A 26,184-nucleotide genomic window follows, 5' to 3' on the forward strand; every position below is an offset into this window, starting at 1 on the left:
CAACGCCTTCCTCATCACGGCCCGGCGGTCGTAGCGTCGTGTCATGGACGAGAACATGAGCACCCCGCACCCGCAGGATCCGGCCGAAGGCGCTCCCGGCGTCGACGTCCCTGACGAGAACTCCGGCCAGGGCGACGGCACCGGCGGCGCAATCCAGGGCGACAGCTCCCGCGGCGAGTCGACCGGTGGCGCCATCCAGGGCAGTTCCGGCCCCGGCCACGACGCGCCGCTGGGCGGCGACGAGAACACCGAGGACGAGCTCGCGGCCGACAACGCCGCCGAGGAGGACACCCTCCGCACGCTCGACCCCGACTCCCCGCCGGCCTGAGCCGTCGACCCACCCCTTTCGAGACGAGCCACCCCCTTGCGAACGTTCGCAAGGGGGTGGGTCGTGCAGAAGGGGGTGGGTCGGCCGCGGTCAGGCGTCGAGCACCACCTTGAGCTGCTCGACGGCCCAGTCGAGCTCGGTCGCCCGGATGACGAGCGGCGGCGCGATGCGGATGGTCTGCCCGTGCGTGTCCTTCACGAGCACACCCCGGTCGAGCAGCTTCTCCGCGATCTCTCGGCCCGAACCGATCGCGGGGTCGATGTCGACGCCCGCCCACAGCCCGGCGATGCGCACGCCCGTGACACCGTGGCCGATCAGCGGCTGCAGCGCCTGCTCCAGGTGTGCGCCGAGTGCCCGCGCACGCTCCTGGAACTCGCCCGTCTGCAGCATCTCCACCACGCGCAGGCCGACGGCCGCCGCGAGCGGGTTGCCGCCGAACGTGGAGCCGTGCTCACCGGGACGGATCACGCCCAGCACATCGGTGTTCCCCACCACGGCCGAGACCGGGAGGATGCCACCGCCGAGCGCCTTGCCCAGCAGGTACAGGTCCGGCACGACACCCTCGCGGTCGCACGCGAACGTCTCGCCGACACGTCCGAGCCCGGCCTGGATCTCGTCGGCGATGAACAGCACGTTCTTCTCGTCGCAGATCTCACGGATGCGGCGGAGGTACCCCTCCGGCGGGATCACCACACCGGCCTCGCCCTGGATCGGCTCCACGAGCACGCCCGCCGTGTCCTCGGTGATCGCCGCGGCGATCGCCTCCGCGTCGCCGAACGGCACGCGGTCGAAGCCGGGCGTGTAGGGACCGAAGTCGTCGTGCGCGGTCTCGTCGTCGCTGAAGCTCACGATCGTCGTCGTACGGCCGTGGAAGTTGCCCTTCGCCACGACGATCCGCGCCTTCCCCTCGGGGATGCCCTTCACGCGGTAGCCCCACGCCCTGGCGACCTTGATGCCGGTCTCCACCGCCTCGGCGCCCGTGTTCATCGGCAGGACGAGCTCCTTGCCGCAGAGCTCGGCGAGCGCGGCCGCGAAGGGCTCCAGCATGTCGCTCTGGAACGCCCGGCTGACGAGCGTGACCCGACCGAGCTGCTCGGTCAGGGCCGCGACGAGCGCGGGGTGACGGTGCCCGAAGTTGACCGCGGAATAGGCCGCGAGCAGGTCGAGGTAGCGCTTGCCCTCGACATCGGTCACCCACGCTCCCTCGCCGCGCGCGATCATCACCGGCAGCGGGTGGTAGTTGTGCGCGACGTGCGGCTCCGCGACCGCGGTGGGTCCCTGAGCCTGTCGAAGAATCGCTGAGCTCGTCGAAGCGCCCTGAGCCTGTCGAAGGGTCGAAGCGCCCGCCGTCTGCTCGATCGTCACTTCGCACCCCGCAGCTCGAGCGTGCAGCACTTGATCCCGCCGCCACCGAGGAGGAGCTCGGACAGGTCGACGGTGATCGGGTTGTAGCCGCGCTCCCGGAGCTGCTGCTCGAAGCCCTTCGCCCGCGGCGAGATGATGACGTTGTAGCCGTCGCTCGAGGAGTTCAGGCCGAACACCGCGCCGTCCTCGTCCGACACGAGGATCGCGTCGGGGAAGCGCTTCTCCAGCTCGGCACGGCTGGCGTCGTCGAAGGCCCCGGGGAGGTAGGCGATGTTCGCCCGCTCCGGACCGCCGTTCTCCACGCCCTGCACGGGGTCGAGCACCGCGATCGCGGTGTCCAGGTGGTAGAAGCGGGGGTCGGTGAGGTTGAGCGACACGACCTCGCGGCCGAAGACCTCGCCGACCTCGCGGTGGCTGTCGCCGGTGGAGCGGAAGCCCGTGCCGGCGAGGATCACGTCGCCGACGAGCAGGAAGTCGCCCTCGCCCTCGTTGACCTCCTCCGGCATGACGGTGTCGTAGCCGGCGGCGCGGAACCAGTCGGCGAAGGCCGGAGCCTCCCCCTGCCGCTCCACGAACCGGAACTCCGGCACGTAGGCGCGCCCGTCGATGAGGAAGCCGCCGTTGGCCGTGTAGACCATGTCCGGGTATCCGGGGAGCGGATCGATGAGCTCGACCTCGTGGCCGAGCTCGACATACAGGTCGTAGAGCTTCTGCCACTGGGCGACGGCGTTGGCGGTGTCGGTCGGCCGCGACGGCTCCATCCACGGATTGATGGAGTAGTTCACCGTGAAGTGCTCGGGACGGCACATCAGGTAGTGGCGGCGGTGCGCGGTGCGCGTGGGGGCGGTGGTGACGGCGGTCTCCGGCGTCGACATGGATGCTCCTCGTGTGAACGGGCGCGGCGGACGCTGTCCAGGGGCCCGGCGGTCCTTCGACCCCCTGCTCGGAAGAGGCGGAGGGGAAGATGCGACTCGGGCACGCCGGTGACCATTGTGCCACCGGACCCTGGGCGCCACCAGCATCCGTCCCGTGTCGTCATCAGCCCTCGCGCTGCGTCACCACGACCTTGCCGACCGTGTGCCCGGCCTCGACGTGCGCGAGCGCCGACACGGCCTCGGCGAACGGGTAGGTGCGCTCGATCACGGGGACCAGGTGCCCTTCCTCCACGAGCTCGAGCAGCTTCGCGAGGATCTCCGGGTGCGAGGTCGCCGCGAGGGACACCACCCGGGGTCCGCGGACCGAGAGCACGGCGGCGCGGATCATCCGCGGCACCGGACCGAGTACGCGTCCGCCGTCGCCCGTCACCAGCACCACGCGACCACCCGTGCGGACGAGACGCTGCAGCTCGCGGATTGGCACACCTCCCGCGAGGTCCATGACGGCGTCGAACCGGGCGGAGGGCAGGTGCGTGAGCGGAGACGTGCGGTGGTCGAGCGTGCGCACGGCTCCGAGACGCTCCAGCAGCAGGGCGTTCCGTGGACGGCACGTCGCCCAGACCTCGGCCCCACGGAGCGCCGCGAGCTGCACGGCGAAGGTCCCCACGCCGCCGGACGCCCCGATCACGAGGACCCGCTGCGCACGGTGGCGCAGCCCCACCCCGGCGGCATCGAGCGCCTGCCACGCGGTGCCTCCGGCGATCGGCAGGCAGGCCGCCGCCTCGGGCGTCACATCCGGGGGCACGGGCACGACGCGGTCGGCCGCGATGCGGGCGTGGGAGGCGAGGCCGCCTCCACCCTGCAGCTCTCCCACCACGAGTTCGCCGAGTTCGGCGTTCACGACGTCGGCGCCGACCGCCACGACGGTGCCCGCGACGTCGAGCCCCCGCACCGGGTGCTTCGGGCGCGTGAGGCCGAAGAAAGGCCGGACCAGCAGCGGATCGCCGAGGAGCAGCCGCACGTCGCCGGCGTTGAGGGCGGTGGCCTGCACGCGCAGCACGACCTCTCCCCGGTGGGGCTGCGGCACGGGCAGGCGGGTCAGCGTCGTCCCGGCGGCCGGGCCGTACGTCTCCCGGGTCCAGGCGGGCATCGTCTCGGTCATGCGAGACCTCCGGGGTCGGTGGGATACGCGAACAGGTCGTCGATCCCGACGCCGAAGGCCCGGGCGATCTGGAACGCGAGCTCGAGCGTCGGCGAGTACTTCTGCTGTTCGATCGCGATGAGCGTCTGCCTCGTGACCCCGATCGTGCGAGCGAGCTCGGCCTGCGTGAGTCCGGCACGCTCGCGGTGGGCGCGGATGCTGTTGGAGACGAGGGTCGGTTTGACCATCAGAGCAGCCCCCGACGGTACGCGATCGCCCGAGCGACGCCACCGACGACGGCGGCCACGAGGAACCCGGCGAACATGGTGTTCGCGATCCAGAACACGTCGGCACCGAGACCGCACAGGACGATGACCCCGAGGCCGGCGATGGCGACGAAGGCCTGCTCCACACGCGCCCCCATCCGGCCGATGTCCCGGTCTCGGATGTCGGAGCGGCCGACGCCGTCCGGATCGGACATCCCGGCGATGATGCCCCAGAGGATGCTGAGCACGATCGTCCCGACGATGCCCCCGCCGATCGTCCACAGCATCAGCGGGAACCAGTCCGTCGCGGTGAACGGACCTCCACCGGCCTGCTGCAGCAGCAGCACCACGTAGACGATCGCGACGATCGGACTGACGATGAGCCCGGCCCAGACGTTGCGCTCCTCGTAGACCATGCGCTTCTCCTCGTGTCAAAGATTCTTGACACGAGAGTACGTCCGCATCGCACCCGTGTCAAGAATCTTTTACACCCGCATTCCGTCCCCGCGCAGTCTCTTCCGGGATCACAATCGCACCCCCGAGCCGCCGCTCCCGCCCGTTTCCGATCCCGCATGTCCCGCGCATCCCGAAGCGGGATCGAAAACGCACCTGCCGGAGGCTCGCAAGGCACCTTTTCGAGCCCGCACGGCACCGCACCGCACCGCACCGGCACCGGCACCCGCACCGGAGACGGGCGGGGGTCAGATGACGGAGGCGCTCCAGGGGTCGGGGTTTCCGTAGCGGTGGGCGGTGATCGAGACGGACTGCTCGTGCACGAAGGGAAGGAGCTCGATGCGGGCGGCCGCCGTCACCTCCGCGTCGTACACCGCGAGGTCCGGATCACCGCCCGTCGCGACCGCCAGCGCCGCGTGCAGCGCCGCCACCGACTCCCGTCCGCCCACGAGCCGCACACGCTCATGCCGCGGAAGCACCGGACCCTCGGCATCACCCGAGGACCCCTCACCCGCGGTCGCCTGCATCCGCTGGAGCCACTCGGCCTCGGTCTCCAGGAACACCACGGCGTCGAGGTCGCCCAGAGCATGCCGCACGCCCGCCGGAAGCCCGACCGGAGTGGACACGACGAAGCCCGCCCCCGCGCGCACCCCCGCGATCACGACCCGCAGCAGATCGTGCAGGGCGGCGTCCTCGGTGGCGCGGATCTCCACCGGCACGGGCCGATACCGGAAGAGGTTGCGCTCGATCTCCAGCCGCGAGACATCCCGCACCCGGCCGAACTCCCGGTCCCAGGCCAGCGCGTCCGACAGGGCGGACCGTCGAAGCCACTCGAACGACTCGAACGGGAGGGAGGGCTGCGCGGCCTCGATGAGCCCGGTGATCCGGGAGTCGAGCCCGCGGAGGTGGAGGGTGCTCGACGCCGGGGACCCGTGCTGCGCGCGCCACGTTCCGAGCCCGATGAGGTGGTTCGGCCCGCCGGGCTTGGCGCCGGCGCCGACGGAGGAGCGCTTCCACCCGCCGAACGGCTGCCGCTGTACGATCGCTCCCGTCGTGCCGCGATTGACGTAGAGGTTCCCGGCCTGCACGCGGTCGAGCCAGAAGGCCAGGTCGTCGGGATCCTGGGTGTGGAGCCCCGCCGTGAGACCGTAGGCGACCGCGTTCTGCAGGTCGACGGCCTTCGCGAGGGTCGGGGCATGCATGATCCCGAGGACAGGTCCGAAGAACTCCTCGGTGTGGAAGCGGGAGCCGGACTGCACGCCGACCCGCACGCCGGGGCGCCAGAGCCGTCCACTGCCGTCGTCGGCGGGGTCCAGGGCGGGTTCGATGAGCCACCGCTCGTCGCCCTCCAGCTCGGAGAGGGCCCAGGCGAGCTTGCCCTCGGGCTTCTCGATGACGGGGCCCACCTCGGCGAGCGGATCCGAGGGCCACCCGACCCGCAGCGAGCGGACCGCGTCGGCGAGCTGACGCGCGAAGCGCTGCGAGCGCCCCACCGGCCCGACGAGGATCGCGAGCGACGCCGCGGAGCATTTCTGCCCCGCGTGCCCGAACGCGCTCTTCACGAGGTCGGCCACGGCGAGGTCGAGGTCGGCCGAGGGCGTGATGATCATCGCGTTCTTGCCGCTGGTCTCCGCGAGCAGAGGCAGGTCGGGGCGCCAGGAGCGGAACAGCGCCGCGGTCTCCCACGAGCCGGTGAGGATCACCCGGTCCACGGCCTCGTCCGTGATGAGGGCACGGCCGAGGTCGCCTTCCTCGATGTCGACGAGAGCGAGGGCTTCGCGGGGCACGCCGCCCTCCCACAGCGCCGCCACGAGCACCGCCGCGCACCTGCGTGCCTGCGGGGCGGGCTTGAGGACGACGCCGGACCCCGCGGCGAGCGCCGCCAGAACGCCACCGGCAGGGATCGCGAGGGGGAAGTTCCACGGCGGAGCGACGACGGTCACCCGGGCGGGGACGAACACGGCGCCGGAGATCGCATCGAGCTCGCGGCACGTCGCGGCGTAGTACCGAGCGAAGTCGACGGCCTCGCTCACCTCGACGTCGGCCTCGGCGGAGACCTTGCCGGTCTCCGCGGCCGCGACCTCGATCAGCTCCCCGCGGCGGGACTCGAGAGCGGCCGCCGCGCGCAGCAGCACCTCCGCCCGCTCGGCCGCGGGACGTGATCCCCACGCTGCCGCCGCGCCCTGCACGCCGCGCACGATGCGGCCGAGGTCATCGGCGTCATCGACGCGGGCCGCGTCCAGGACATCCCTCCCGACCGTCGAGTCCGCGAGCCTCGCACGGATCCCCGCCGCCCACTCACGATTGGCGGGGAGGGCGAGGTCGGTATCGGCCGTGTTCACGAAGCCCGGGGCGCCCCCGGTGTCCTCCCCGCGCTCGCGCGCGGCGTACACGGCGGTCTCGAGGTAGGCGCCGGTGTCGGTGTCGTCGGAGCCGCGCACGATGCCGAGCACCGCCTTCGTGAGGTCGGCCTCCGCCGCCGGACCGACCGGGGCGGGGCGCACGGACTCGTGCACGGGCGCGAGGCGGTCCTGGGTGCGCCGCGGGCCGAGGCCGAGGGCCGGGTCCCCCGCCCGGTCCAGGGCGTCGAGGAAGCGCTCGGCCTCCCGCGCGAAGAGGGACTCGTCGTCGTGCAGGTGGAACGCCGCGGAGAGGAAGTTCTCGGACGACGCGTTCTCCTCCAGCCGCCGCACGAGGTAGCTGATGGCCACATCGAACTCGGCGGGCGCGACGACCGGCACGTACAGCAGCACCGGACCCACTTCGCGGGACACCGCCTGCACCTGCCCCTGAGCCATGCCGAGCAGCATCTCGAACTCGACCGCGTCGCGGACCCCGCGCTCCCCGGCGAGCAGCCACGCATGGGCGATGCCGAAGAGGTTGTGGCCGGCCACCCCGATCCGCACGGCGGTCGTGTGCTCGGGCTGCAGCGCCCAGTCCAGGCAGCGCAGGTAGTTGGCGTCGGTGTCGAGCTTCGTGTCGTAGGGCGCGGGCGTCCATCCGTGCAGGGTCGCCTCGACGTGCTCCATCGCGAGGTTCGCGCCCTTCACGAGGCGCACCTTGATGCGGGCCCCGCCGTGGATCACGCGATCCTGTGCCCAGGCGGTGAGCTCCTGCAACGCCGGCAGCGCGTCGGGCAGGTAGGCCTGCAGCACGATCCCGGCCTCGAGTCCGGTGAGCCGAGGGTCCTCCAGGATCCGCGTGAAGACGGCGATCGTGAGGTCGAGGTCGCGGTACTCCTCCATGTCGAGGTTGATGAAGGTGCCGTCTTCCGCAGCCGTCACGTAGAGAGGGAGCAGCCGGTCGATGACCCGCTCGACGACCTCGTCGAAGCCCCACATCGAGATGCGGCTGACGATGGCGGAGACCTTGACCGACACGTAGTCGACATCCGGACGCCGGATGAGCTCGTGGATGCCGTCGAGCCGCCGCTGCGCCTCCGCCTCCCCGAGCACCGCCTCCCCGAGGAGGTTGAGGTTCAGTCGCGACCCCGACTCCCGCAGCTTCTCGATGGCGGGTCCGAGCTTCGCCGGCCGGGCGTCCACCACGAGATGTCCCACCATCTCGCGCAGCGCCCGCCGCGCGATCGGCACGACCGGCGTCGGCAGCACCGGGGCGACCCCGCCGCCGAGCCGCACGGCGGAGCGCAGGTACCACGGCAGGAACTCCGGCACGATGGGCGCGATCCGGCGCAGCTGGGCGGCCGCAGCGGTCAGGCTCTCCGGCCGCATCACGCCGTCGACGAAACCGAGGGTGAACGGCAGGCCGTTGGCGTCGCGGAGGACGCCGGCGAGACGCTCGGCGGCGGGGTCGACGTCGGCCGCAGCCGCCTCGATCACCCAACGGCGCGCGAGTTCGACGGCCTGATCGGCGAGGGATGCGGATGCCCCCGCCTCCGCGGAGGATGACGACGACTCTGCCATGTGACCACCCTAGGTCTCCGGTCGCGGAATCCCGGGGTGCCCGACCGGGCGGGCCGCAGTCGGGTCAGTTCCAGATGCTGGGGGCGGGCGTGCGCACGGGAGGCAGAGCGGACGCGGCGGCCCAGTCGTGCACCCACGCGTCGATCTCGGGCACCCCGTCGGGCTTGCCCACCGCGGCGAACAGCTCCTCGTTGCTGACCGTGCCGCCGGACCGGCGCAGCACGCGGGCCCGCACGATGGCCCTGGCGTAGACCTCGCCGGCGACCACGGCCCGGTGCTCCAGGAACAGCGCCTTCTCGTCGTGCCCGATGAAGCGCGACTGCACCTCGAACCGCTGCCAGAGCTGGAGCGACTTGCGGAAGGTGATGGTCTCGCTGGAGACCACCGCGTACCAGCCCTGCTCCTTCATCACGTCGAACAGCCCCGTGCGGATGAGGTGGTCCCAGCGGCCCAGGTCGAACAGCGACAGGTACCGGCCGTTGTTCATGTGGCGGAGGATGTCGAGGTCCGTGGGCAGGGTGGTCACGGTGACGGTGCCGACGGCGGTGGGGTCGAGGGTCTTCCCCTGCCGTACGCGACGACGTGCACCGAGGATCACGAGGAGGGTCCGCCAGATCACATTCACGAGGACTGATCGTAGCCATCCGCGCACGACGGTCGAACTTCGTTGTCCGATTCCTCCATGCCGTCGAAGGGCCTCCCACGGGCCGTCATCCCGATTTCCGATTTCCACGGACCCGCCGTAGAGTCACCGCATGAGCGCCGAAGCCCAGCCCGAAGTCATCGTCCGTCCGGTCCGTGATGTGGATGCGGAAGCCCTCGGTCGCGTGCATGCGCAGTGCTGGCACGAGACCTACGATCACCTCATCAGCAAGGCGGCGCTGGAGAAGGTCTCGCCCCGCCGCATGGCCGAGCTGTGGACGCACTGGGCCTCGCAGGGCCCCGACTTCAAGATGAACGCGGCGCTCGTCGACGGCGAGATCGTCGGCTTCGTCGGCTCGGGTCCGGCCCGCGACAAGGACGCCCCGGCGTTCCGCGAGCTGTACTTCATCTACCTGCTCGACGCCTACCACTCGACGGGCATCGGACAGAAGCTCTTCGACGCGGCCGTCGAGAAGGACGAGCCGCTCTACCTCTGGGTCGCCGAGGACAACCCTCGCGCGCACCGTTTCTACACGCGCAACGGGTTCCACCTCGACGGCGCGGCGCACACCGAGCCGTTCCTGGGCGAGACGCTCACCGAGGTCCGCTTCGTGCGCCCCTGACCCTCGTCCTCACCGAAAGGGCCGCCCCGCGGGGCGGCCCTTTCGTCTGCGCTCAGAGGCGTTCGATGATCGTGACGTTCGCGACGCCGCCGCCCTCGCACATCGTCTGCAGGCCGTACCGTCCGCCGGTGCGCTCGAGCTCGTTCAGCAGGGTCGCGAGGATGCGGGTGCCCGTCGCGCCGATCGGATGCCCCAGTGCGATGCCGCCGCCGTTGACGTTGACCTTCTCGTGCGGCGCACCGGTCTCGCGCATCCAGGCGAGCACGACGGAGGCGAACGCCTCGTTGACCTCGAACAGGTCGATGTCATCGATCCGGAGCCCCGTGCGCTCCAGCGCGTGCCGGGTCGCCGGGATCGGTGCCGTGAGCATGAGCACGGGGTCGTCGCCGCGGACGGAGACGTGGTGGATGCGGGCCCGCGGCGTGAGGCCGTGCTCCTGCACCGCCCGCGCACTGGCGATGAGCACGGCACTCGACGCATCGCTGATCTGCGACGCGACGGCGGCGGTGATCCGTCCACCGGGCGCGAGCGGCTGCAATCCCGCCATGCGTTCGAGGGTGGTGTCCCGGCGCACGCCCTCGTCGTGGTCGAGCCCGGCGAGCGGCGCGATCTCCGCCGCGAACCGCCCCTCGTCCTGGGCCCGGGCCGCCCGGCGGTGGCTCTCCAGCGCGTACCTCTCCATCTCCTCCCGTGAGATGTCCCACCGCTCGGCGATGAGCTCCGCTCCGCGGAACTGCGAGATCTCCTGGTCGCCGTAGCGCTCCCGCCACCCGGGGGACTCGGCGTACGGCGTCGTGAAGCCGTACTCCCGGCCGACGGTCGCGGCCGCGGTGAGCGGGATCCGCGACATGTTCTGCAGCCCGCCGGCGATCACGAGGTCGCTGGTGCCACTGAGCACCGCCTGCGCGGCGAAGTGCACGGCCTGCTGACTCGATCCGCATTGCCGATCGATCGTGACGCCCGGCACGTGTTCCGGGAAGCCGGCGACGAGCGACGCGGTGCGCGCGACGTTCCCGGCCTGCCCGCCGATCGCATCGATGGCTCCGAGGATCACGTCGTCCACGGCGCCGGGGTCGATGCCGATCCGATCGACGAGGGCCCGCAGACTGTGCGCGCCGAGGTCGGCGGGGTGGATCTCCGCGAGAGCGCCGCCACGGCGTCCGACCGGCGAACGGACCGCGTCGACGATGTAGGCCTCTGCCATGATCTCCCTCTTCTCAGTCCTCCGTGCCGGCCGGCAGGAGCAGCCGGAAGCGCTCGCACAGCACCGGCATATCGGGTTCGTAGCCGCGCGGGTTCTCGGAGTGGGTGCGCCAGTAGCGCTCGTGCACCTCGCGCCAGTGCGCCAGGGTGCGATCCCCCTCCCCCTCGGCGAAGGCGTGCGCCTCGTCGACCTCGTCGAACGGAACGATGTCGATCGCCGTGGTCTCGATCACGGCGCGCGGAGCGCCGGTCCCATCGAGGATGATGCTGAGCTCGCCGACGGTCGGCAGCGGATCCCCCGACTCCTCGTAGTCCCAGAGAGAGGACGCCGTGCCCACCTTGATACCCGCGAGCACGAGCTCCAGGAGCTCGTCGGCGTGCTCCGGCGTCGCGCCGAAACCCCACGCCTCGGGAAGAGGCTCCGGCAGGTGGGGCAGCGCGATGCGGGCCTCGCGCCAGTAGTCCTCGATGGCGGTGCGATCGGTCATGGATCAGCGCCCCGAGACCTTGCCGAACGCCTTCGCGATCGGGGCGAGCACGAGCGGACGCGCAGCGACCCAGGCGACCGCGATCACGACGAGCGAGGCGATGAACACCCAGAACCCCGTCCACGTCGCGGCATCCTGCGCGGCGAACATGTGGTTGAGGTTCCGCAGGAAGCCGGTCAGCATCACGAGGGCGACGTGCGCGATGATGAACGCCACGAAGTAGAGCATCACCGGGAAGTGCAGGGCACGCGCCCACTCCACCGGGTACGCCTTCGACAGGCGCTCCGCCCTCTTGGGCCAGAGCCCCGACATGCGGAACCCGGTGACCGCGGCGAGCGGCGCCGCGAGGAAGACGGTGACGAAGTAGGCGAGCTGCTGCAGGCTGTTGTAGTTGTTCCAGCCGTTCTCGTGCGGCCAGTCGAACGAGATGTACTGGAGGGCCGCCGACAGCGCGTTCGGGAACACCTCCCAGCTCGTCGGCACGATCCGCACCCAGTGCCCGGTGACGAACAGCAGGACGACGAAGATCACGCCGTTGACCAGCCACAGGATGTCGAGCGCCTGGTGGAACCAGAGGTTCAGGCTGATCTTGCCCTTCGGGTTGTTCCGCGGGGACCAGAACACGCTCGGCCGCTTCTCGGTGCGCACCTGCAGCCCCGAGCGGATGATCAGCACGATCAGGAACATGTTGAAGAAGTGCGCCCAGTTGACCCACGGCGCGAAGCCGGGCTCGACCGGGATCGGTGGCCCGTACTCGCCAGGGAAGGCCGCCAGGAAGTCCTGCATGAACGGGAGGCTCAGCAGCGTGCGGACGAGGGCCACGGCCGCGGCCGCGAGCACGCCGAGGGCGGCGGCGCCGAACAGCGTCGCGATCGCCTGGGTCCAGGTCGGGCGCCGGCGAGCGGTCGCGGCCGCCGAGGCGGCGGCCGGGAGATGCCGCGGTGCTCGACCGTTCCAGACCGTACGGGTCCAGGGCAGCGGCGCGCTGATGTCGGCGCCGGTGGCGAGCGCGGTCCCCGGGACAGCGGCGGGCTCGGAGACGAGGGTCGCGGACGGCGCCGCCGTCTCCGGGATCGCGGAGACATCCGCCGCCACGGCCGGGGACGGAGCGGAGGTCGGACGGGCGGGCACCGTCCCCGCGGGGGGCCAGGGCTCGCCACCCGGGACTCGGGGCAGTCCGCGGCGGACGCTCTCGCCTGCGGCGGGCGTCTCGGGAGCGGGCGCCGCAGCAGGAGTCCGAGCCGGCGCGGCGGACGACGCGGCGGCAGCGGGCGCGGCAGGAGGCGCAACGGGCGCGGCGGACGCCGCGGTGGAAGGTGCGGTCTCGCCCGGCACCACGGCGGGTGCGGACGACGCCGCGGGCGCGGCCGTAGACGGCGGCCAGGGCTCACCGCCGGGAACGCGCGGGAGACCCCGGCGGAGCGCCCGACGCGGCGCGGCGTCCGGCTGCGCAGCCTGGACGCCGGTGGCGTCCGGCGTGACCGCAGCGGGGCCGTCCTCCCCGCCCTCCGTCGTCGCAGAGACCGGCGTCGCCACCGGCGCCTCGACGGCGACGGCAGCATCGACGGTCTCGACCGTCGCATCGGCGGGCGGCCACGGCTCGCCCCCCGGCACCCGCGGAAGCCCGCGGCGCAGCACCCGCGTCGCCATGACTACTTCTTCCGCGCCTCGAGCGCGGCGATCACCTGCGGGACGATCGCGAACACGTCGCCGACGATGCCGAAGTCGGCGACGTCGAAGATCGGCGCCTCCGGGTCCTTGTTGATCGCCACGATGTTCTTCGACGTCTGCATGCCGGCGCGGTGCTGGATCGCGCCGGAGATCCCGAGCGCGACATAGAGCTGCGGCGACACCGAGACCCCGGTCTGCCCGACCTGGTGGGACTGCGGGATGTAGCCCGCGTCGACCGCGGCGCGCGAGGCACCCACGGCCGCGCCGAGAGCGTCGGCGAGCTCCTCGACGAGCACGAACTTCTCCTTCGACGCGAGGCCGCGGCCACCGGAGACGACGCGGGTCGCTCCGCGCAGCTCGGGACGGGACGAGGTGGCCTCGACGGTCTCGACGGGGCCCGCCGTCGCGGCGACCGCTCCGGACGGGGTGACCGCGAGCTTCTCGATCTGCGGGGAGGCGACCGCCTCGGCCCTGGCCTCCACCGCGCCCTGCCGCACCGTGACGACGAGCGTGCCGTACGTCGCGGCCGCATCGACGAGGTACGCCCCACCGTAGACCGAGTGGTGGGCGACGATGCCCTCGTCGTCGCGGGAGACCCCGACGGCATCCACGGCGAGAGCGCTCTTCGATCGCACCGCGAACCGGCCGGCGACATCGCGCCCGGAGATCGAGTTCGAGATGAGGACGGCTTCGGGCTGCACCTGCGCGGCGGCGGCCTGCAGCGCGTCGACGATCGGGACCGTGAGCGCCGACGGGTCGCCCTCGGCCGTGAGCACGACCGCGGCTCCGGCCGCCGCGGCCGTGGCGACCGCGGACTCGGAACCGCCGACGATCAACGCCACCGGGGTGCCGATGCCCGCCGCCGCGCCGAGGAGTCCGGCGGTGCTGCTGGCGAGCTCGCCGGACGGGTCGACGTCGAGGAGCACGAGGATCGGGTTCTCGGGGTACGCCATGTCACACCAGCCTGTTCTGCACGAGGAACTCGACGAGCTTCTCGGCGGCATCGCCCTCGTCGGTGATCTTGACACCGGCCGCCCGCGGAGGCTTCTCGGAGACGGCGGTCATGATGGTGCGCGGAGCCGCCGCGGGGTCGGCCGACACGTCGAGGTCGGCGAGGGACAGCACCTCCAGCGGCTTCTTCTTCGCCGCCATGATCCCCTTGAAGTTCGGGAACCGGGCGTCAGGGAGCGCCTCGGTGATGGAGATCACGGCGGGCAGCGGCGCGGTCACCTGCTGGTTCCCCGCGTCCGCGCCCCGGGTGCCGGAGATGCCGTCGGCCGTGATCTCGACCGCGGAGAGGGCGGTGGCCTGCGCCCAGCCGAGGTGCTCGGCGAGCATCGCGGGCAGGACGCCACCGGCGCCGTCGGTGGACAGGTTGCCGGTGATGACGAGGTCGGGGGCGCCACGGCGGATCGCGGCGGCGAGGACCTCGGCGGTGCGTCCCAGGTCAGCACCGACGAGCTGCTCGTCGACGATGTGGATCGCGGAGGCGGCGCCGATCGCGAGGGCGCGTCGCACCGACGCGGTCGCGCTCTCCGGCGCCATCGTGAGGGCCACGACCTCGGTGCCCTCGTTCTTGTCGGCGTAGGAGAGAGCGACCTCGAGGGCCCGTTCCGTGATCTCGTCGAGGACCACATCCCCGGCGCCGCGATCGGCGAGGCCGGTCTCCAGATTCAACGTGCGATCACCATAGGTGTCCGGCACCTCTTTGACCAGGACGAAGATCTTCATCGAATGCTCCTCACGACACGCTGAGTCTATCCGCCCGCTCTTCTATGTAGCCAAAGGCAGAGGGATCCGCAGGCTGCACCCGACATTTCGGTCACGAATGTATACATAGTCGACAGCTGCCGTCCTCGGCTCGCCGCTGGCGACCGGGGGCGCCCCACGCCGGTACCGTAGAGACGTGGTCCGACCCCGCCCGCTTCCCGTCGACCCGCTCGCCGAGGCGAAGCGGCAGTGGATCGCGCACGGCTGGACCGAGGCCGCAGACGGCATGACGGTCGTCACGTCGGTGATGCGGGCACAGCAGCTCCTCCTCGCCCGCGTCGACGCGGCCCTCAAACCATTCGCGCTGAGCTTCGCGCGGTACGAGGTGCTCCGGCTGCTCGCCTTCAGCCGGGCCGGACGACTGCCGCTGTCGAGCGTCGTCGCGCGCCTGCAGGTCCACGCCACCACCATCACCAGCACCGCCGAGCGGCTCGTGCGCGACGGCCTCGTGATCCGCGAACCGCACCCCCACGACGGACGCGCCGCGATGCTCGCCCTGACCGACGCCGGGCGCGACCTCGTCGAGCGCGCCACGACCGCCCTGAACGCCGACGTCTTCGCCGACCCCGGCATGAGCGAGGCCGACGCCGCGGAGCTCGTCGCCATCGTCGCCCGCCTGCGCCGTGACGCCGGCGACTTCATCGATCCGCGCCCCCTCCCCGAACCGCTCTGATGCCCCGGTTCGTGCTCGACACCGTGATCGCGGCGCCCCGCCCGGTCGTCTTCGCCGCGGCACTGGACCCCGAACTGCATCTGCAGTCCATGGCGCGCTACAGCGAGACCATGATCGAGGAGCCTGCGGGCGGCGCGTTCACCGAGGGGTCCACGGTGACCTGGCGCGCGCGGCACTTCGGCATCCCGTTCCGCCTGCGCTCCGTGGTGTTCGACATCGACGCGCCGCATCGGTTCACGGACCGTCAGATCGCCGGACCGTTCCGCGAGCTCCGGCACGAGCATGTGTTCGAGGAGCACCCGCGTGGCACCCTCATGCGGGACACCGTCGTGTTCCGGTCGCCTTTCGGGCCCCTCGGCCGCCTCGTCGACGCCCTGGTCCTGGGGCGGTACATGGAGCGGCTGATCGCGGAGCGCAACACCGCCCTCGTCGCCGCGATCGAGGACGGCGGGCGTACTCTTCCTGCATGAGCGAACTGCGCGTGCACACCGTCCTCACCGGTCGCGGTCCCGCCGCGGCGATCCTCCTCACCGACGAACAGGTGGCCTCCTTCGGCGCGGGCAAGACCTTCCCGGTCGCGGTCACGATCGGCGGCCGCACCGCCCGCCTGCGCCTGGCCCGGATGGGCGGCGAGAACATGATCGGTCTCAGCAAGGCCGCCCGCGCAGACCTCGCGGTGGAGATCGACCAGGAGGTGGACGCCGTGATCCGGCTCGACACCGCAGAGCGGACGGTCGAGGTGCCGGCCGCCCTGGCCGCCGCCCTCGACGTCGACCCCGCGGTGCGCGCGGCCTTCGACGCCCTCTCCCCCTCAGCGCGGAAGGAGCACGCCAGGGCGGTCGCCGACGCCAAGCAGGACGCAACGCGCGAGCGCCGGATCGCGAAGATCGTGGAGTCCCTGCGCGGCTGACCCGTCCACAACTCAGGAGAATTGCGGCCCACAACCACGCGCAACCGCAGAACGCCGGCTCCGCGACTCGACCTCCTGAGTTGTGAACCGCGATCAGCGGTTCTGGAAGTCCGGCGTGCGCTTCTCGCGGAAGGCCGCCATCCCCTCCTTCTGGTCGTGCGTGTCGAACAGCGCCGCGAACGCCTGCTTCTCGTGGGCGAGGCCGGCGGACAGCGTCGTCTCCATCGCCGCATCGAGCGCGGCCTTGGCGGCGTAGACCGACGGCAGCGACTTCGACGCGATCGTCTCCGCCAGCGTCGTCGCCTCGGCCAGGAGGTCCGTCGCCGGGACGACGCGGGACACGAGTCCGGAACGCTCCGCTTCCTCGGCCCCCATGAAGCGGCCGGACAGCACGAGCTCCGCGGCCTTGTAGTACCCGACCGCGCGGATGAGCCGCTGCGTGCCGCCCATTCCGGGGATCACCCCGAGGTTGATCTCCGGCTGTCCGAACTTCGCAGTGTCCGCGGCGAGGATGATGTCGCACATCATCGCCAGCTCGCAGCCGCCGCCGAGCGCGAATCCGGAGACGGCCGCGATGACCGGGGTGCGCACGGCAGCGAAGTCGTGCCAGACGCCGAAGTGGTCGGTCTCGAGCATCTCCGCCGCGGACATGCCCTCCATCTCCTTGATGTCGGCACCGGCCGCGAAGGCCTTCTCGGAGCCGGTCAGGACGATCGCCCCGATCCCGTCATCCAGATCGAAGGCCTGCGCGGCCGCGGTGACCTCCTCGGCGAGCCGGCTGTTCAGCGCGTTGAGCGCCTCCGGACGGTGGAGGGTGATCCACCCCACGCGTCCGCGCTGCTCCACCAGGATCGTCTCGTACTCGGTCATCGCTGCCGCCTTCCTGTCGTTTGTCATCCACCCTCCCCTTCGAATCGCCCGATGTGCTGCATTTCGGCCGGATTCGCGACCATTCAGGCGATTCGAAAGCCGGGGTCAGCCGCGGATGTCGGTGATGATGCCGGAGAAGTCGCGGGCGGCGCCGTCGCCGGCGGCGTAGGCGGCGTACAGCTCCTGCGCCAGACGACCCATCCGGGCATCCGTCGAGGTCTGCTCGATGGCCTGCAGCGCGAGACCGAGGTCCTTCGCCATGAGGGCTCCGGCGAATCCCGGCTGGTAGTCCCGGTTCGCGGGGCTCGTGGGCACCGGGCCGGGGACGGGACAGTTCGTGGTGAGTGCCCAGCACTGCCCCGACGCCTGGGACACCACATCGAACAGGGCCTGATGCTCGAGTCCGAGCCGCTCGCCCAGCACGAACGCCTCGGCCACGGCGATCTGCGACACCGCGAGCACCATGTTGTTGCAGACCTTCGCCGCCTGTCCGAGTCCCGGTCCGCCGCAGTGCACGATGCGCTTCCCCATGATCTCCAGCAGCGGAAGCGCCGCCGAGAAGTCGTCGTCGGAGCCCCCGACCATGAACGCCAGGGTCCCGGCCTCCGCCCCGACCACACCTCCGGAGACCGGGGCGTCGATGTGCCGATGGCCCGCGGCGAGCGCGAGCGCATGAGCGGCCCGCGCCTCGTCCACCGCGATGGTCGACGACTCGATGAACAGCGTTCCGGGGCGCGCGGCTGCCAGCAGCTCCGTGCGGTAGGCCTCGATGACGTGCTTCCCCGCCGGGAACATCGTCACCACGACCTCCGCGTCCGTCACCGCCTCCGCGCCGCTCGCCGCCACGGGGATCCCGGCCGTCCCGGCCGCCTCGAGCGCCGCGGGCACGAGGTCGAAGCCGTGCACCTCGTGTCCGGCGGCGACGAGGTTCTTCGCCATCGGCAGGCCCATGTGGCCGAGGCCGAGGAAGGCCACGCGGGTCATGAGGCGCTCCGCATCGACGTCGACCCCGCGGGTCGCAGCATCTCCCGCCCCACGATGAGGCGCATGATCTCGTTCGTCCCCTCGAGGATCTGATGCACGCGGAGGTCGCGGACGATCTTCTCGATGCCGTAGTCCTGCAGGTAGCCGTAGCCGCCGTGCAGCTGGAGGGCGCGGTTGGCCACCTCGAAGCCGGCGTCGGTCGCGAAGCGCTTGGCCATCGCGCACCGCATCGTCGCGTCCGGCGCCTTCTCGTCCACTGCCTGCGCGCCGTCGCGCATCATCAGCCTCGCCGCCTGCAGGTCGGTGCGCATGTCGGCGATCGCGAAGAGGATCGACTGCTTCTCCGCCAGCGGCTCCCCGAACGCGACGCGCTCGTGCACGTACTGCACGGCCTTGTCGAGCGCTGCCTGCGCACCGCCGATCGAGCACGCCGCGATGTTGAGGCGTCCGCCGTTGAGCGCCGACATCGCGATCGCGAAGCCGCGGCCCTCGTCGCCGAGCATCGCGGACGCCGGCACCCGCACGCCGTCCATGATCACGGGACGGGTGGGCTGCGCGTGCCACCCCATCTTCTTCTCCGGGGCGCCGAAGCTCAGGTTCTCCGCGTCGCCGGGGACGAGGAAGGCGCTGATGCCCCGGGCTCCCGGCTCGCCGGTCCGCGCCATGACGACGTACACCGCGGCCTCACCGGCTCCGGAGATGAACTGCTTCACCCCGGTCAGCACGTACTCGTCGCCCTCGCGGACGGCACTGGTCGCGATGTTCGCCGCGTCGGATCCGGCTCCCGGCTCCGTGAGGCAGTAGCCGCCGAACTCCTGCATGGCGGTCAGCGACGGCAGCCAGCGCGACCGCTGCTCGTCGTCGCCGTAGGTGTCGATCATCCACACCACCATGTTGTGGATGGAGATGTAGGCGGCCACGGCGGGGTCGGCCTTGGCGAGCTCCTCGAAGATGGCGACGGTGTCGACGCGGGTGAGCCCCGTGCCGCCGAACTCCTCGCTCACGTAGATCCCGCCGAGGCCGAGTTCGCCACCGCGCTGGAGCGACTCCCGCGGGAACAGGTGCTTCTCGTCGCGTTCGGCGGCGAACGGAGCGAGCTCCGCATCGGCGAACTCCCGCACGGCGTCGAGGATCGCCTCGCGCTCCTCGTCAGTGGTGGTGACAGTGGTCATGGTCATCGCGTGTCCTTAGTGCATGGTGGGGATCACGAAGCTCGCGCCCTCGCGGATCCCCGACGGCCAGCGGCTCGTCACGGTCTTGGTCTTCGTGTAGAAGCGGAAGGCGTCGGCGCCGTGCTGGTTGAGGTCGCCGAAGCCGCTGCGCTTCCAGCCGCCGAATGTGTAGTAGGCGATCGGCACCGGGATGGGCACGTTCACGCCCACCATCCCGACCTCCACCCGGGCGGCGAAGTCGCGGGCGGCATCGCCGTCGCGCGTGAAGATGGCGACGCCGTTGCCGTATTCGTGCTCGGAGGCCATGCGCAGCGCCTCCTCGTAGTCGGCGGCGCGGGCGATCACGAGCACCGGGCCGAAGATCTCCTCGCGGTAGATCGCCATGTCGGTGGTCACGTGGTCGAAGAGCGTCGGTCCGAGGTAGAAGCCCTCCTCGTGCCCGGGGACCGTGAAGCCGCGGCCGTCGGCGAGCAGTGTCGCCCCCTCATCGATCCCCTGCTGGATGTAGCCCTCAACCCGCTCGACCGCGGCGCTCGTGACGAGGGGGCCGTAGTCGACATCCTTCGCCAGGGACGGCCCGACGCGCAGCTGGGCGACGCGTTCGGTGAGCTTGGCGGCGAGGGCGTCCGCGGTCTCCTCGCCGACCGGGACCGCGACGGAGATGGCCATGCACCGCTCCCCCGCGGAGCCGTAGCCGGCGCCGATGAGGGCGTCGACGGCCTGGTCGAGGTCGGCGTCGGGCATCACGATCATGTGGTTCTTCGCGCCGCCGAAGCACTGCGCCCGCTTGCCGTGAGCGGCCGCGGTGGCGTAGATGTACTCGGCGATGGGCGTGGAGCCCACGAAGCCGACCGCGCGGATCCGGTTGTCGGTGAGCAGCGTGTCCACCGCCTCCTTGTCTCCGTGCACGACGTTGAGGACACCGGCGGGCAGGCCCGCCTCGAGGAACAGCTCGGCGAGACGCACGGGCACCGAGGGGTCGCGCTCGCTCGGCTTGAGCACCACGGCGTTGCCGGCGGCGAGGGCGGGGCCGGCCTTCCACAGCGGGATCATGGCGGGGAAGTTGAAGGGCGTGATCGCCGCGACGACCCCGAGCGGCTGCCGCATCGAGTACACGTCGATGCCGGCCCCGGCACCGGTGGAGTACTCGCCCTTGAGCAGGTGCGGGGCCCCGGCGGAGAACTCGATGACCTCGAGACCCCGCTGGATGTCACCCTTGGCGTCGTCGACGGTCTTGCCGTGCTCGCTCGCGAGGAGTTCGGCGAGCGAGGTCATCTCCTGCTGCACGAGGTCGAGGAACCGCAGGAGGACGCGGGCGCGCTTCTGCGGGTTGGTCGCCGCCCACGCGGCCTGGGCCTGCTCGGCGTTCGCGATGACGCGGCGCACCTCATCCGCGGATGCGAGCGGCACCCGGGCCTGCACGGCGCCGGTGCTCGGGTCGAAGACGTCGGCGAAGCGGCCGTCTTCCGGGGTGACATGCGTTCCGCCCACGAAGTGCGAGATAGTACGGGTCATTGTGCGACATCCCTCCGTGCCCTCTTTGGCACATCGGCGAGTTTACTCCGACGACCGTGAAAATACGAGGACGTCCTTGTATCTCTTGTCGTCGGGCAGACGAGTGGCCGCACGGCGCCGTTCGCCCCTCGTTCACCCGCTGGCCACCTGGGCCGATTACAACTGCAGATGCACGGCACAGACTCAGACCGGATCGGGTAGTCGCGTCTCCCGTGCACACGGTGAGCACTCTCGCTCCCGAGACCCCCGCCGAATCGGGTCGGCGGGGGTCTTCTTCTTCCCTTCGAATCGCTTGCCTTGCTCCATTTCGCCCGGGGATGGAGCACAGCGCGCGATTCGAACCGGGGCTGTGGAGACCGGACCCAGCCCGACAGCAGCGGTGGGAGCGTGGGGGCATGGGACGACGACACGAGCTTCCGGCCCGCTTCGGGGTGGACTTCGCGGTACGGACGGCGCGGCTGCACGGCGTGAGCCGCGGTCGATTGCGCGGATCCGACCGGACACTTCTTCAGCCACGAGACCGCGGCCTCGATCTGGGGAGGCCCGCTACCGCTCGCCTTCGACGACCGCGGGAGCGTCGCGACGGCGGACGACCTCGCCCTCCACGTCAGCGCGTCCGGCGGGATCCCGATCCCTCGCGCCCGCGGCGTGACCGGACACCGCACGCTGTCCAGCCTCACCTCGATCCGTTATCGGGACGGCCTCCGGGTGACCTCCCCCGCCGCGACCTGGGTCCCCCTCGGCACGCTGCCGCTCGCGGACCTGGTGGCGCTCGGCGACTACTTCTGCCGACGCTGGAGGCCGGGGGTCGGGCGGCCGGATGTCGCGTGGCAGCCCTGGGCGACGATCGATGAGCTGCGGGAGATGCTGGCGGCATCCGGCCCGGATCTGGAGCCAATCGCGCGACTCGAAGGAGAACTAGAATCGACCAGGCGCCGCGACCCTGGCGCCGTCGCCCCGCGTCCGCACCCCGACGCCGCTCACCTCGAGGACCGCACCATGTCCGCATCCGCCCCTGTGTCCGAACCCGTCACCGTCTCCATCCGCCGCGAGGTCGACCCGGAGCGCATCGCCGAGGCGACCGCGTGGGTGCAGACCGGGGTGAACCTCGCGACGAAGTACCCGGGCTTCCTCGGCTCCGGCTGGGTCCGCGCGGGCGAGGACTCGCAGGTCTGGCACATGCTCTACCGCTTCGCGAGCGAGGACGCGCTCACCGCGTGGGAGCAGTCCGGGGAACGCGCCTGGTGGCTGTCGATGGGCCAGGGCTTCGTCCGCAGCGAGAGGTCCAAGCGCCGCTCGGGCATCGAGGGCTGGTTCGACGAGCCGTCCACCGGCTCCATCCCCGTCGTCGACCCGGACGGCACGACGAGCACCGTGACCGTCGCCCCGGCGCCGCCGCGGTGGAAGCAGGCCGTCTCGATCTGGCTCGGCTTCTTCCCCGTGAACCTCGCGTTCACCTACGCCATGAGCCCGGTGCCGGGATGGGACGTCGTTCCGCTGTGGCTCCGCGTGCTCATCACCACCCTCGTGCTCACGCCGATCATGACGTACTGGGTGCTGCCGTTCGTCACGCGCTCCCTGCGGAACTGGCTCGCCCGCTAGCGGAACCGCCTTCTCAGGAGCCGGACTCCGACCCCGGGGTGACGCCCTTCTTCGCCGGTTCCACGAGCGACAGCGGATCGGCGATGTCCTCCAGCGACTTCCCGGCCGCACTGACGCCGAAGACACCGCACACGACACCGCCGAACATCATGATCGCCGCGCCGAGCACGTACCCCCAGAACAGCGGACCGCGGTCGCCCGACTCCGCGCTCGCGCCGATCAGCGCGCCGTAGAGAACCGGGGCGACCGCGCCGACGAGCTGCCCGATGGAGAACACGTAGGAGATCACCTGGCTGCGCAGCTCGAGTGGGAAGATCTCGCTCACGGTCAGGTACGCGGCGGACGCACCGGCCGAGGCGAAGAAGAACGACGCGCACCAGAACGCCGTGTGCGTGCCCGCGTTCAGCACACCCGCGTTGAAGAGGAAGGCGCTGACGAGCAGGATCAGACCCGCGAGCACATAGGTGCCGAACAGCATCCGCCGACGACCCCACGTGTCGAAGAAGTGGCCGAGGATGAGGGCGCCCGCGAGGTTGCCGACCGCGAAGACGATGAAGTACTGCGATGCGGACGCCGGCGGGGTGTCGTAGAAGTTCTCCAGCACGAGCGCGTACGTGAAGAAGATCGCGTTGTAGAGGAAGGACTGCGTCACCATCATGGTGATGCCGACGAGCGTGCGCCGCGGGTACTTCTTGAACAGCACCTTCGCGATCACGAGGAGCGGGACGCTGCCGTACTCCTTGACCGTGATGGCTTTGCTCTCGTCCACGGGCTCGATCGACTTGCCCTCCTTGCGGATGCGCTCCTCGATCTCGTCGACGTTGCGCTCCGCCTCCTCCTCGCGGCCGTGCGTCATCTGCCAGCGGGGGCTCTCCGGGATGTGCCGCCGCAGCCAGATGATGAGGATGCCGAGGATCGGACCGACGAAGAAGCTCAGCCGCCAGCCGATGTCGGCGGGGAGGAGGTCGGTGTTGAGGAAGAACATGTTGGCCACGGCACCGAGCGCCGCGCCACCCCAGTAGGTGCCGTTGATGGCGATGTCGACGCGGCCGCGGTACTTCGCGGGGATGATCTCGTCGATGGCCGAGTTGATCGCCGCGTACTCACCGCCGATTCCCGCGCCGGCGACGAAGCGCCAGATGTAGAAGAACCAGGGGGCGAACGCGAGACCGGCGACGGCCGACCCGACGAGGTACACCCCGAGCGAGAGCAGGAAGAGGTTCTTGCGGCCGAGGCGGTCGGCGAGGCGGCCGAACACGAGGGCGCCGAACACCTGGCCGAGCAGGTAGCAGGTGCCGGCGAGGCCGACCTCGGCGGGACCCATCCCCAGCGTCTGCGCGTAGCCGTTGGCCGCGACGATCTGCACCTCGAGGCCGTCGAGGATCCAGGAGAACCCGAGTCCGACGACGATCATCCAGTGGAAGCGCGACCAGGGGAGCCGGTCCATGCGCGCGGGGACGAGCGACCGGACCTCCTTGACGGTGACGTCGGACGCGGACATGGGGCCTCCTTCTCGTGGGACATGCTTTCGTCCCGGATCCGGTTTACTCCTCCCGGAAATCCGCCGCATCCGCTTGACCCGGGGGCCGTCGGCACGCTACTGCTCCGAATCGCGCGAATGGCTCCATCCCGCGGTGAGATGGAGCCATTCCGGCGATTCGAACGGAGAGGTCAGCCGGCCACGTGCCGCTCGTCGGGGCCGTCGTAGTGGGACAGCGGACGGATCAGGGCGTTCGCGCCGGCCTGCTCGATGACGTGGGCCGTCCATCCCGTCACCCGCGCCGCGACGAACAGCGGCGTGAAGGTGAGCGTGTCGAAGCCGATGAGGCTGTACGCGGGACCGGACGGGTAGTCGAGGTTCGGGTGGATGCCCTTGCGCTCGACGAACTGCGACTCCAGCGCGTCGTACAGCTCGGCGACGTCCTCCCGGCCGTAGTGCGCGACGAGGGTGTCGAGCGCGGCCTTCATGGTCGGCACCCGTGAGTCGCCGTTCTTGTAGACGCGGTGTCCGAAGCCCATGATCTTGCGCTTCTCCGCGAGAGCCTTGTCGAGCCAGGTCTCGACGGCGTCCGCCGATCCGATCTCCTTGAAGATGTGCAGCACGGCCTCGTTCGCCCCGCCGTGCAGCGGGCCCTTGAGCGCACCGATGGCCCCGACCACAGCCGAGTAGATGTCGCTGAGGGTCGAGGTGATGACCCGGGCGGTGAAGGTCGAGGCGTTGAAGGAGTGCTCGGCGTAGAGGATCATCGACCGGTTGAAGGCGTCGACCACGACGTCGTCGGCCTCTTCCCCGAACGTCATCCAGAGGAAGTTCGCCGAGTAGTCGAGGTCGTCGCGCGGAGGGATGAGCTCCTGGCCACGACGGCGACGCTGACCGTAGGCGACGATGGCCGGCAGCGCCGCGAACAGGCGGATGCTGCGCGCCAGGTTCTGCTCCGGGCTGCCACCGGCATCGAGCACCGAGCCGCCGGCCTCGGGGTCCGATGCGCCGATCAGGCTGACCGCGGTGCGCACCTCGTCCATCGGATGCGCCTCGAGCGGCACGAGATCGATGGCGGCCTTGACGTTGTCGGCCAGGGCGCGGTGCTTGCGCTCCTCCAGCCGGAACGCGGCCAGCTCGTCGCCCGTCGGCAGCTCGCCGTTCCACAGCAGGTACGCCACCGCCTCGAAGGACTGCGTGTCGGCGAGCTCCTGCACGGGATAGCCGCGGTAGAGCAGGCTGTTCGTCTCGGGGTTGACCTTCGAGATCGCCGTCGTGTCGACGACGACGCCCGCGAGGCCCTTCTTGATGTCCGGCTCGGTCATGGTCACTCCTTCGTAACGGTGAAGTTGAAGACGCCGGAGTCGAAACGGTTGTACGACTCGTAGTCGATCAGCTCGTAGAGGTCGGCGCGGTGCTGCATCTCGCCGAGCTTCGAGGTCAGGTGCCCCTCGTCGTTCAGCGTATCCAGTGCGCGGCCCGCGGCCCCCATCGAGATGCGCAGCAGCGACACCGGCCAGATCACCATCCGCACCCCGGCGTCGCGGAGACTGTCGACGGAGAACAGCTCGCTCTTGCCGAACTCGGTCATGTTCGCCAGGATCGGCACGTCCAGCGCCGCGGCCATGGCCTCGAACTCGCCGATCGTGCGCATGGCCTCGGGGAAGATCGCATCGGCTCCCGCGTCGACGAGCGCCTGGGCCCGGTCGATCGCCGCGTCCAGCCCCTCGATCGCCCGGATGTCGGTGCGCGCCATGATCAGGAAGTTCTCGTCACGGCGGGCGTCGGCGGCTGCGCGGATGCGCTTGATCGCGGTGTCCTCGTCGACCACGGCCTTGCCGTCGAGGTGGCCGCAGCGTTTCGGGTTGATCTGGTCCTCGATGTGCGTTCCCGCGAGGCCGGCGTCCTCGAGCTCCTGGATCGTGCGGGCGACGTTCATCGGCTCGCCGAAGCCGGTGTCGGCGTCGACGATCGCGGGGAGGTCGGTCATCCGAGCGATCTGCTTCGCCCGCCCGGCGACCTCGGTGAGCGTGGTGAGGCCGATGTCGGGCAGGCCGAGGTCGGCGGAGAGCACGGCGCCCGAGATGTAGACACCCTCGAACCCCTTCTGCTCGATCAGTCGGGCGCTCAGGGGGTTGAACGCGCCGGGGAAGCGCAGCAGCTCCCCGGAGGCGAGCCGTTCCCGGAACAGGCGCCGCTTCTCGGCCGGCGTCGTGGTGGAGTACAGCAT

General features: G+C 70.9%; 25 protein-coding genes. 6 read left to right on the top strand and 19 right to left on the bottom strand.

All coding sequences use genetic code 11. The annotated features are described in order from the left end of the window. The first annotated feature begins 43 nt into the window (after positions 1-43). A complete protein-coding gene (locus ACIGJI_RS13290; RefSeq protein WP_025105431.1) occupies positions 44-328 on the top strand; it encodes a hypothetical protein in 285 nt (94 codons plus the stop codon). Between the two features lie 90 nt (positions 329-418). Here the strand turns inward: ACIGJI_RS13290 and rocD are convergent, their stop codons facing one another. The 7 genes from rocD to ACIGJI_RS13325 all read right to left on the bottom strand — a co-directional run bounded on the left by rocD (position 419) and on the right by ACIGJI_RS13325 (position 8,976). Continuing rightward, on the bottom strand, positions 419-1,624 hold the full coding sequence (gene rocD, locus ACIGJI_RS13295; protein ID WP_363446538.1) for an ornithine--oxo-acid transaminase: 1,206 nt from the start codon (positions 1,622-1,624) through the stop codon (positions 419-421). 65 nt (positions 1,625-1,689) lie between these two features. Beyond that, positions 1,690-2,568 (bottom strand): dimethylargininase, encoded by an 879-nt coding sequence (gene ddaH / locus ACIGJI_RS13300; RefSeq protein ID WP_187662474.1) that lies wholly within the window; start codon positions 2,566-2,568, stop codon positions 1,690-1,692. Positions 2,569-2,731: 163 nt separating this feature from the next. Next, positions 2,732-3,730, bottom strand: coding sequence for an NAD(P)-dependent alcohol dehydrogenase (locus tag ACIGJI_RS13305; protein WP_363446464.1), 999 nt, complete (start codon positions 3,728-3,730; stop codon positions 2,732-2,734). Continuing rightward, positions 3,727-3,957 carry a helix-turn-helix transcriptional regulator gene (locus ACIGJI_RS13310; RefSeq protein ID WP_259953354.1) on the bottom strand — a complete coding sequence of 77 codons (231 nt, stop codon included), beginning with the start codon at positions 3,955-3,957 and terminating at the stop codon, positions 3,727-3,729. Before ACIGJI_RS13310 ends, ACIGJI_RS13305 begins: the two co-directional genes overlap by 4 nt. Continuing rightward, complete coding sequence (locus tag ACIGJI_RS13315) at positions 3,957-4,391, bottom strand: hypothetical protein (protein ID WP_363446462.1); 435 nt, start codon at positions 4,389-4,391, stop codon at positions 3,957-3,959. The genes ACIGJI_RS13310 and ACIGJI_RS13315 overlap by 1 nt, the downstream gene beginning before the upstream one ends. Positions 4,392-4,676: 285 nt before the next feature. Beyond that, complete coding sequence (locus ACIGJI_RS13320; RefSeq protein WP_363446460.1) at positions 4,677-8,351, bottom strand: bifunctional proline dehydrogenase/L-glutamate gamma-semialdehyde dehydrogenase; 3,675 nt, start codon at positions 8,349-8,351, stop codon at positions 4,677-4,679. A gap of 64 nt (positions 8,352-8,415) precedes the next feature. Beyond that, a complete protein-coding gene (locus ACIGJI_RS13325) occupies positions 8,416-8,976 on the bottom strand; it encodes an acyl-CoA thioesterase (RefSeq protein WP_187662479.1) in 561 nt (186 codons plus the stop codon). Positions 8,977-9,106: 130 nt separating this feature from the next. On the opposite strand from ACIGJI_RS13325, the gene ACIGJI_RS13330 reads away from it, so the two are divergent. Then, complete coding sequence (locus ACIGJI_RS13330) at positions 9,107-9,616, top strand: GNAT family N-acetyltransferase (RefSeq protein WP_060922628.1); 510 nt, start codon at positions 9,107-9,109, stop codon at positions 9,614-9,616. 52 nt (positions 9,617-9,668) lie between these two features. On the opposite strand, the gene ACIGJI_RS13335 is transcribed toward ACIGJI_RS13330, so the two are convergent. From ACIGJI_RS13335 to ACIGJI_RS13355, 5 genes are read right to left on the bottom strand one after another with little or no spacing between them, the layout of a single operon-like run. Continuing rightward, complete coding sequence (locus ACIGJI_RS13335; protein WP_363446458.1) at positions 9,669-10,820, bottom strand: acetyl-CoA C-acetyltransferase; 1,152 nt, start codon at positions 10,818-10,820, stop codon at positions 9,669-9,671. Between the two features lie 13 nt (positions 10,821-10,833). Further along, positions 10,834-11,307, bottom strand: a complete 474-nt coding sequence (locus tag ACIGJI_RS13340; RefSeq protein WP_268777072.1) for an ASCH domain-containing protein — start codon at positions 11,305-11,307, stop codon at positions 10,834-10,836. Positions 11,308-11,310: 3 nt separating this feature from the next. Beyond that, entirely contained in the window at positions 11,311-12,957 is a 1,647-nt protein-coding gene (locus tag ACIGJI_RS13345) for a cytochrome b/b6 domain-containing protein (RefSeq protein WP_363446456.1), read from the bottom strand. 2 nt (positions 12,958-12,959) lie between these two features. Beyond that, complete coding sequence (locus tag ACIGJI_RS13350) at positions 12,960-13,931, bottom strand: electron transfer flavoprotein subunit alpha/FixB family protein (protein WP_363446454.1); 972 nt, start codon at positions 13,929-13,931, stop codon at positions 12,960-12,962. A 1-nt stretch (position 13,932) separates the two neighbouring features. Then, a complete protein-coding gene (locus ACIGJI_RS13355) occupies positions 13,933-14,709 on the bottom strand; it encodes an electron transfer flavoprotein subunit beta/FixA family protein (RefSeq protein ID WP_363446452.1) in 777 nt (258 codons plus the stop codon). Positions 14,710-14,884: 175 nt separating this feature from the next. Here ACIGJI_RS13355 and ACIGJI_RS13360 point away from each other — a divergent pair, with 175 nt between their 5' ends. The 3 genes from ACIGJI_RS13360 to ACIGJI_RS13370 are packed head-to-tail and all read left to right on the top strand — an operon-like array spanning position 14,885 to position 16,331. Beyond that, positions 14,885-15,421 carry a MarR family winged helix-turn-helix transcriptional regulator gene (locus ACIGJI_RS13360; protein WP_259953343.1) on the top strand — a complete coding sequence of 179 codons (537 nt, stop codon included), beginning with the start codon at positions 14,885-14,887 and terminating at the stop codon, positions 15,419-15,421. Beyond that, entirely contained in the window at positions 15,421-15,891 is a 471-nt protein-coding gene (locus ACIGJI_RS13365; protein ID WP_187662486.1) for an SRPBCC family protein, read from the top strand. Before ACIGJI_RS13360 ends, ACIGJI_RS13365 begins: the two co-directional genes overlap by 1 nt. Next, entirely contained in the window at positions 15,888-16,331 is a 444-nt protein-coding gene (locus ACIGJI_RS13370; protein ID WP_292795083.1) for a YdeI/OmpD-associated family protein, read from the top strand. Before ACIGJI_RS13365 ends, ACIGJI_RS13370 begins: the two co-directional genes overlap by 4 nt. A 93-nt stretch (positions 16,332-16,424) precedes the next feature. Here ACIGJI_RS13370 and ACIGJI_RS13375 read toward each other — a convergent pair whose 3' ends face one another. The 4 genes from ACIGJI_RS13375 to ACIGJI_RS13390 form a co-directional block, all read right to left on the bottom strand. Next, positions 16,425-17,201 carry an enoyl-CoA hydratase-related protein gene (locus tag ACIGJI_RS13375; RefSeq protein ID WP_363446450.1) on the bottom strand — a complete coding sequence of 259 codons (777 nt, stop codon included), beginning with the start codon at positions 17,199-17,201 and terminating at the stop codon, positions 16,425-16,427. 105 nt (positions 17,202-17,306) lie between these two features. Next, a complete protein-coding gene (mmsB, locus tag ACIGJI_RS13380; protein WP_363446448.1) occupies positions 17,307-18,185 on the bottom strand; it encodes a 3-hydroxyisobutyrate dehydrogenase in 879 nt (292 codons plus the stop codon). Then, a complete protein-coding gene (locus ACIGJI_RS13385) occupies positions 18,182-19,363 on the bottom strand; it encodes an acyl-CoA dehydrogenase family protein (RefSeq protein ID WP_268777066.1) in 1,182 nt (393 codons plus the stop codon). Before ACIGJI_RS13385 ends, mmsB begins: the two co-directional genes overlap by 4 nt. A 9-nt stretch (positions 19,364-19,372) precedes the next feature. Next, positions 19,373-20,872: a CoA-acylating methylmalonate-semialdehyde dehydrogenase gene (locus ACIGJI_RS13390; RefSeq protein WP_363446446.1), complete on the bottom strand. Its 1,500-nt coding sequence runs from the start codon at positions 20,870-20,872 to the stop codon at positions 19,373-19,375. 1,017 nt (positions 20,873-21,889) lie between these two features. Between ACIGJI_RS13390 and ACIGJI_RS13395 the strand changes: the two genes are divergently transcribed. Beyond that, on the top strand, positions 21,890-22,474 hold the full coding sequence (locus tag ACIGJI_RS13395) for an antibiotic biosynthesis monooxygenase (protein ID WP_187664235.1): 585 nt from the start codon (positions 21,890-21,892) through the stop codon (positions 22,472-22,474). A gap of 13 nt (positions 22,475-22,487) precedes the next feature. On the opposite strand, the gene ACIGJI_RS13400 is transcribed toward ACIGJI_RS13395, so the two are convergent. From ACIGJI_RS13400 to prpB, 3 genes are all read right to left on the bottom strand, one after another. Continuing rightward, positions 22,488-23,975 (bottom strand): MFS transporter, encoded by a 1,488-nt coding sequence (locus ACIGJI_RS13400; RefSeq protein WP_187662492.1) that lies wholly within the window; start codon positions 23,973-23,975, stop codon positions 22,488-22,490. Positions 23,976-24,145: 170 nt separating this feature from the next. Then, positions 24,146-25,279 carry a bifunctional 2-methylcitrate synthase/citrate synthase gene (locus tag ACIGJI_RS13405; protein WP_187662493.1) on the bottom strand — a complete coding sequence of 378 codons (1,134 nt, stop codon included), beginning with the start codon at positions 25,277-25,279 and terminating at the stop codon, positions 24,146-24,148. A gap of 2 nt (positions 25,280-25,281) precedes the next feature. Next, the gene (gene prpB / locus ACIGJI_RS13410; RefSeq protein WP_259953332.1) at positions 25,282-26,184 is read right to left on the bottom strand and encodes a methylisocitrate lyase; all 903 of its coding nucleotides are present in this window, start codon (positions 26,182-26,184) and stop codon (positions 25,282-25,284) included.

Origin of the sequence: Microbacterium sp. NPDC064978 (genome assembly GCF_044543605.1) — a bacterium.
Taxonomy (GTDB): domain Bacteria; phylum Actinomycetota; class Actinomycetes; order Actinomycetales; family Microbacteriaceae; genus Microbacterium; species Microbacterium meiriae.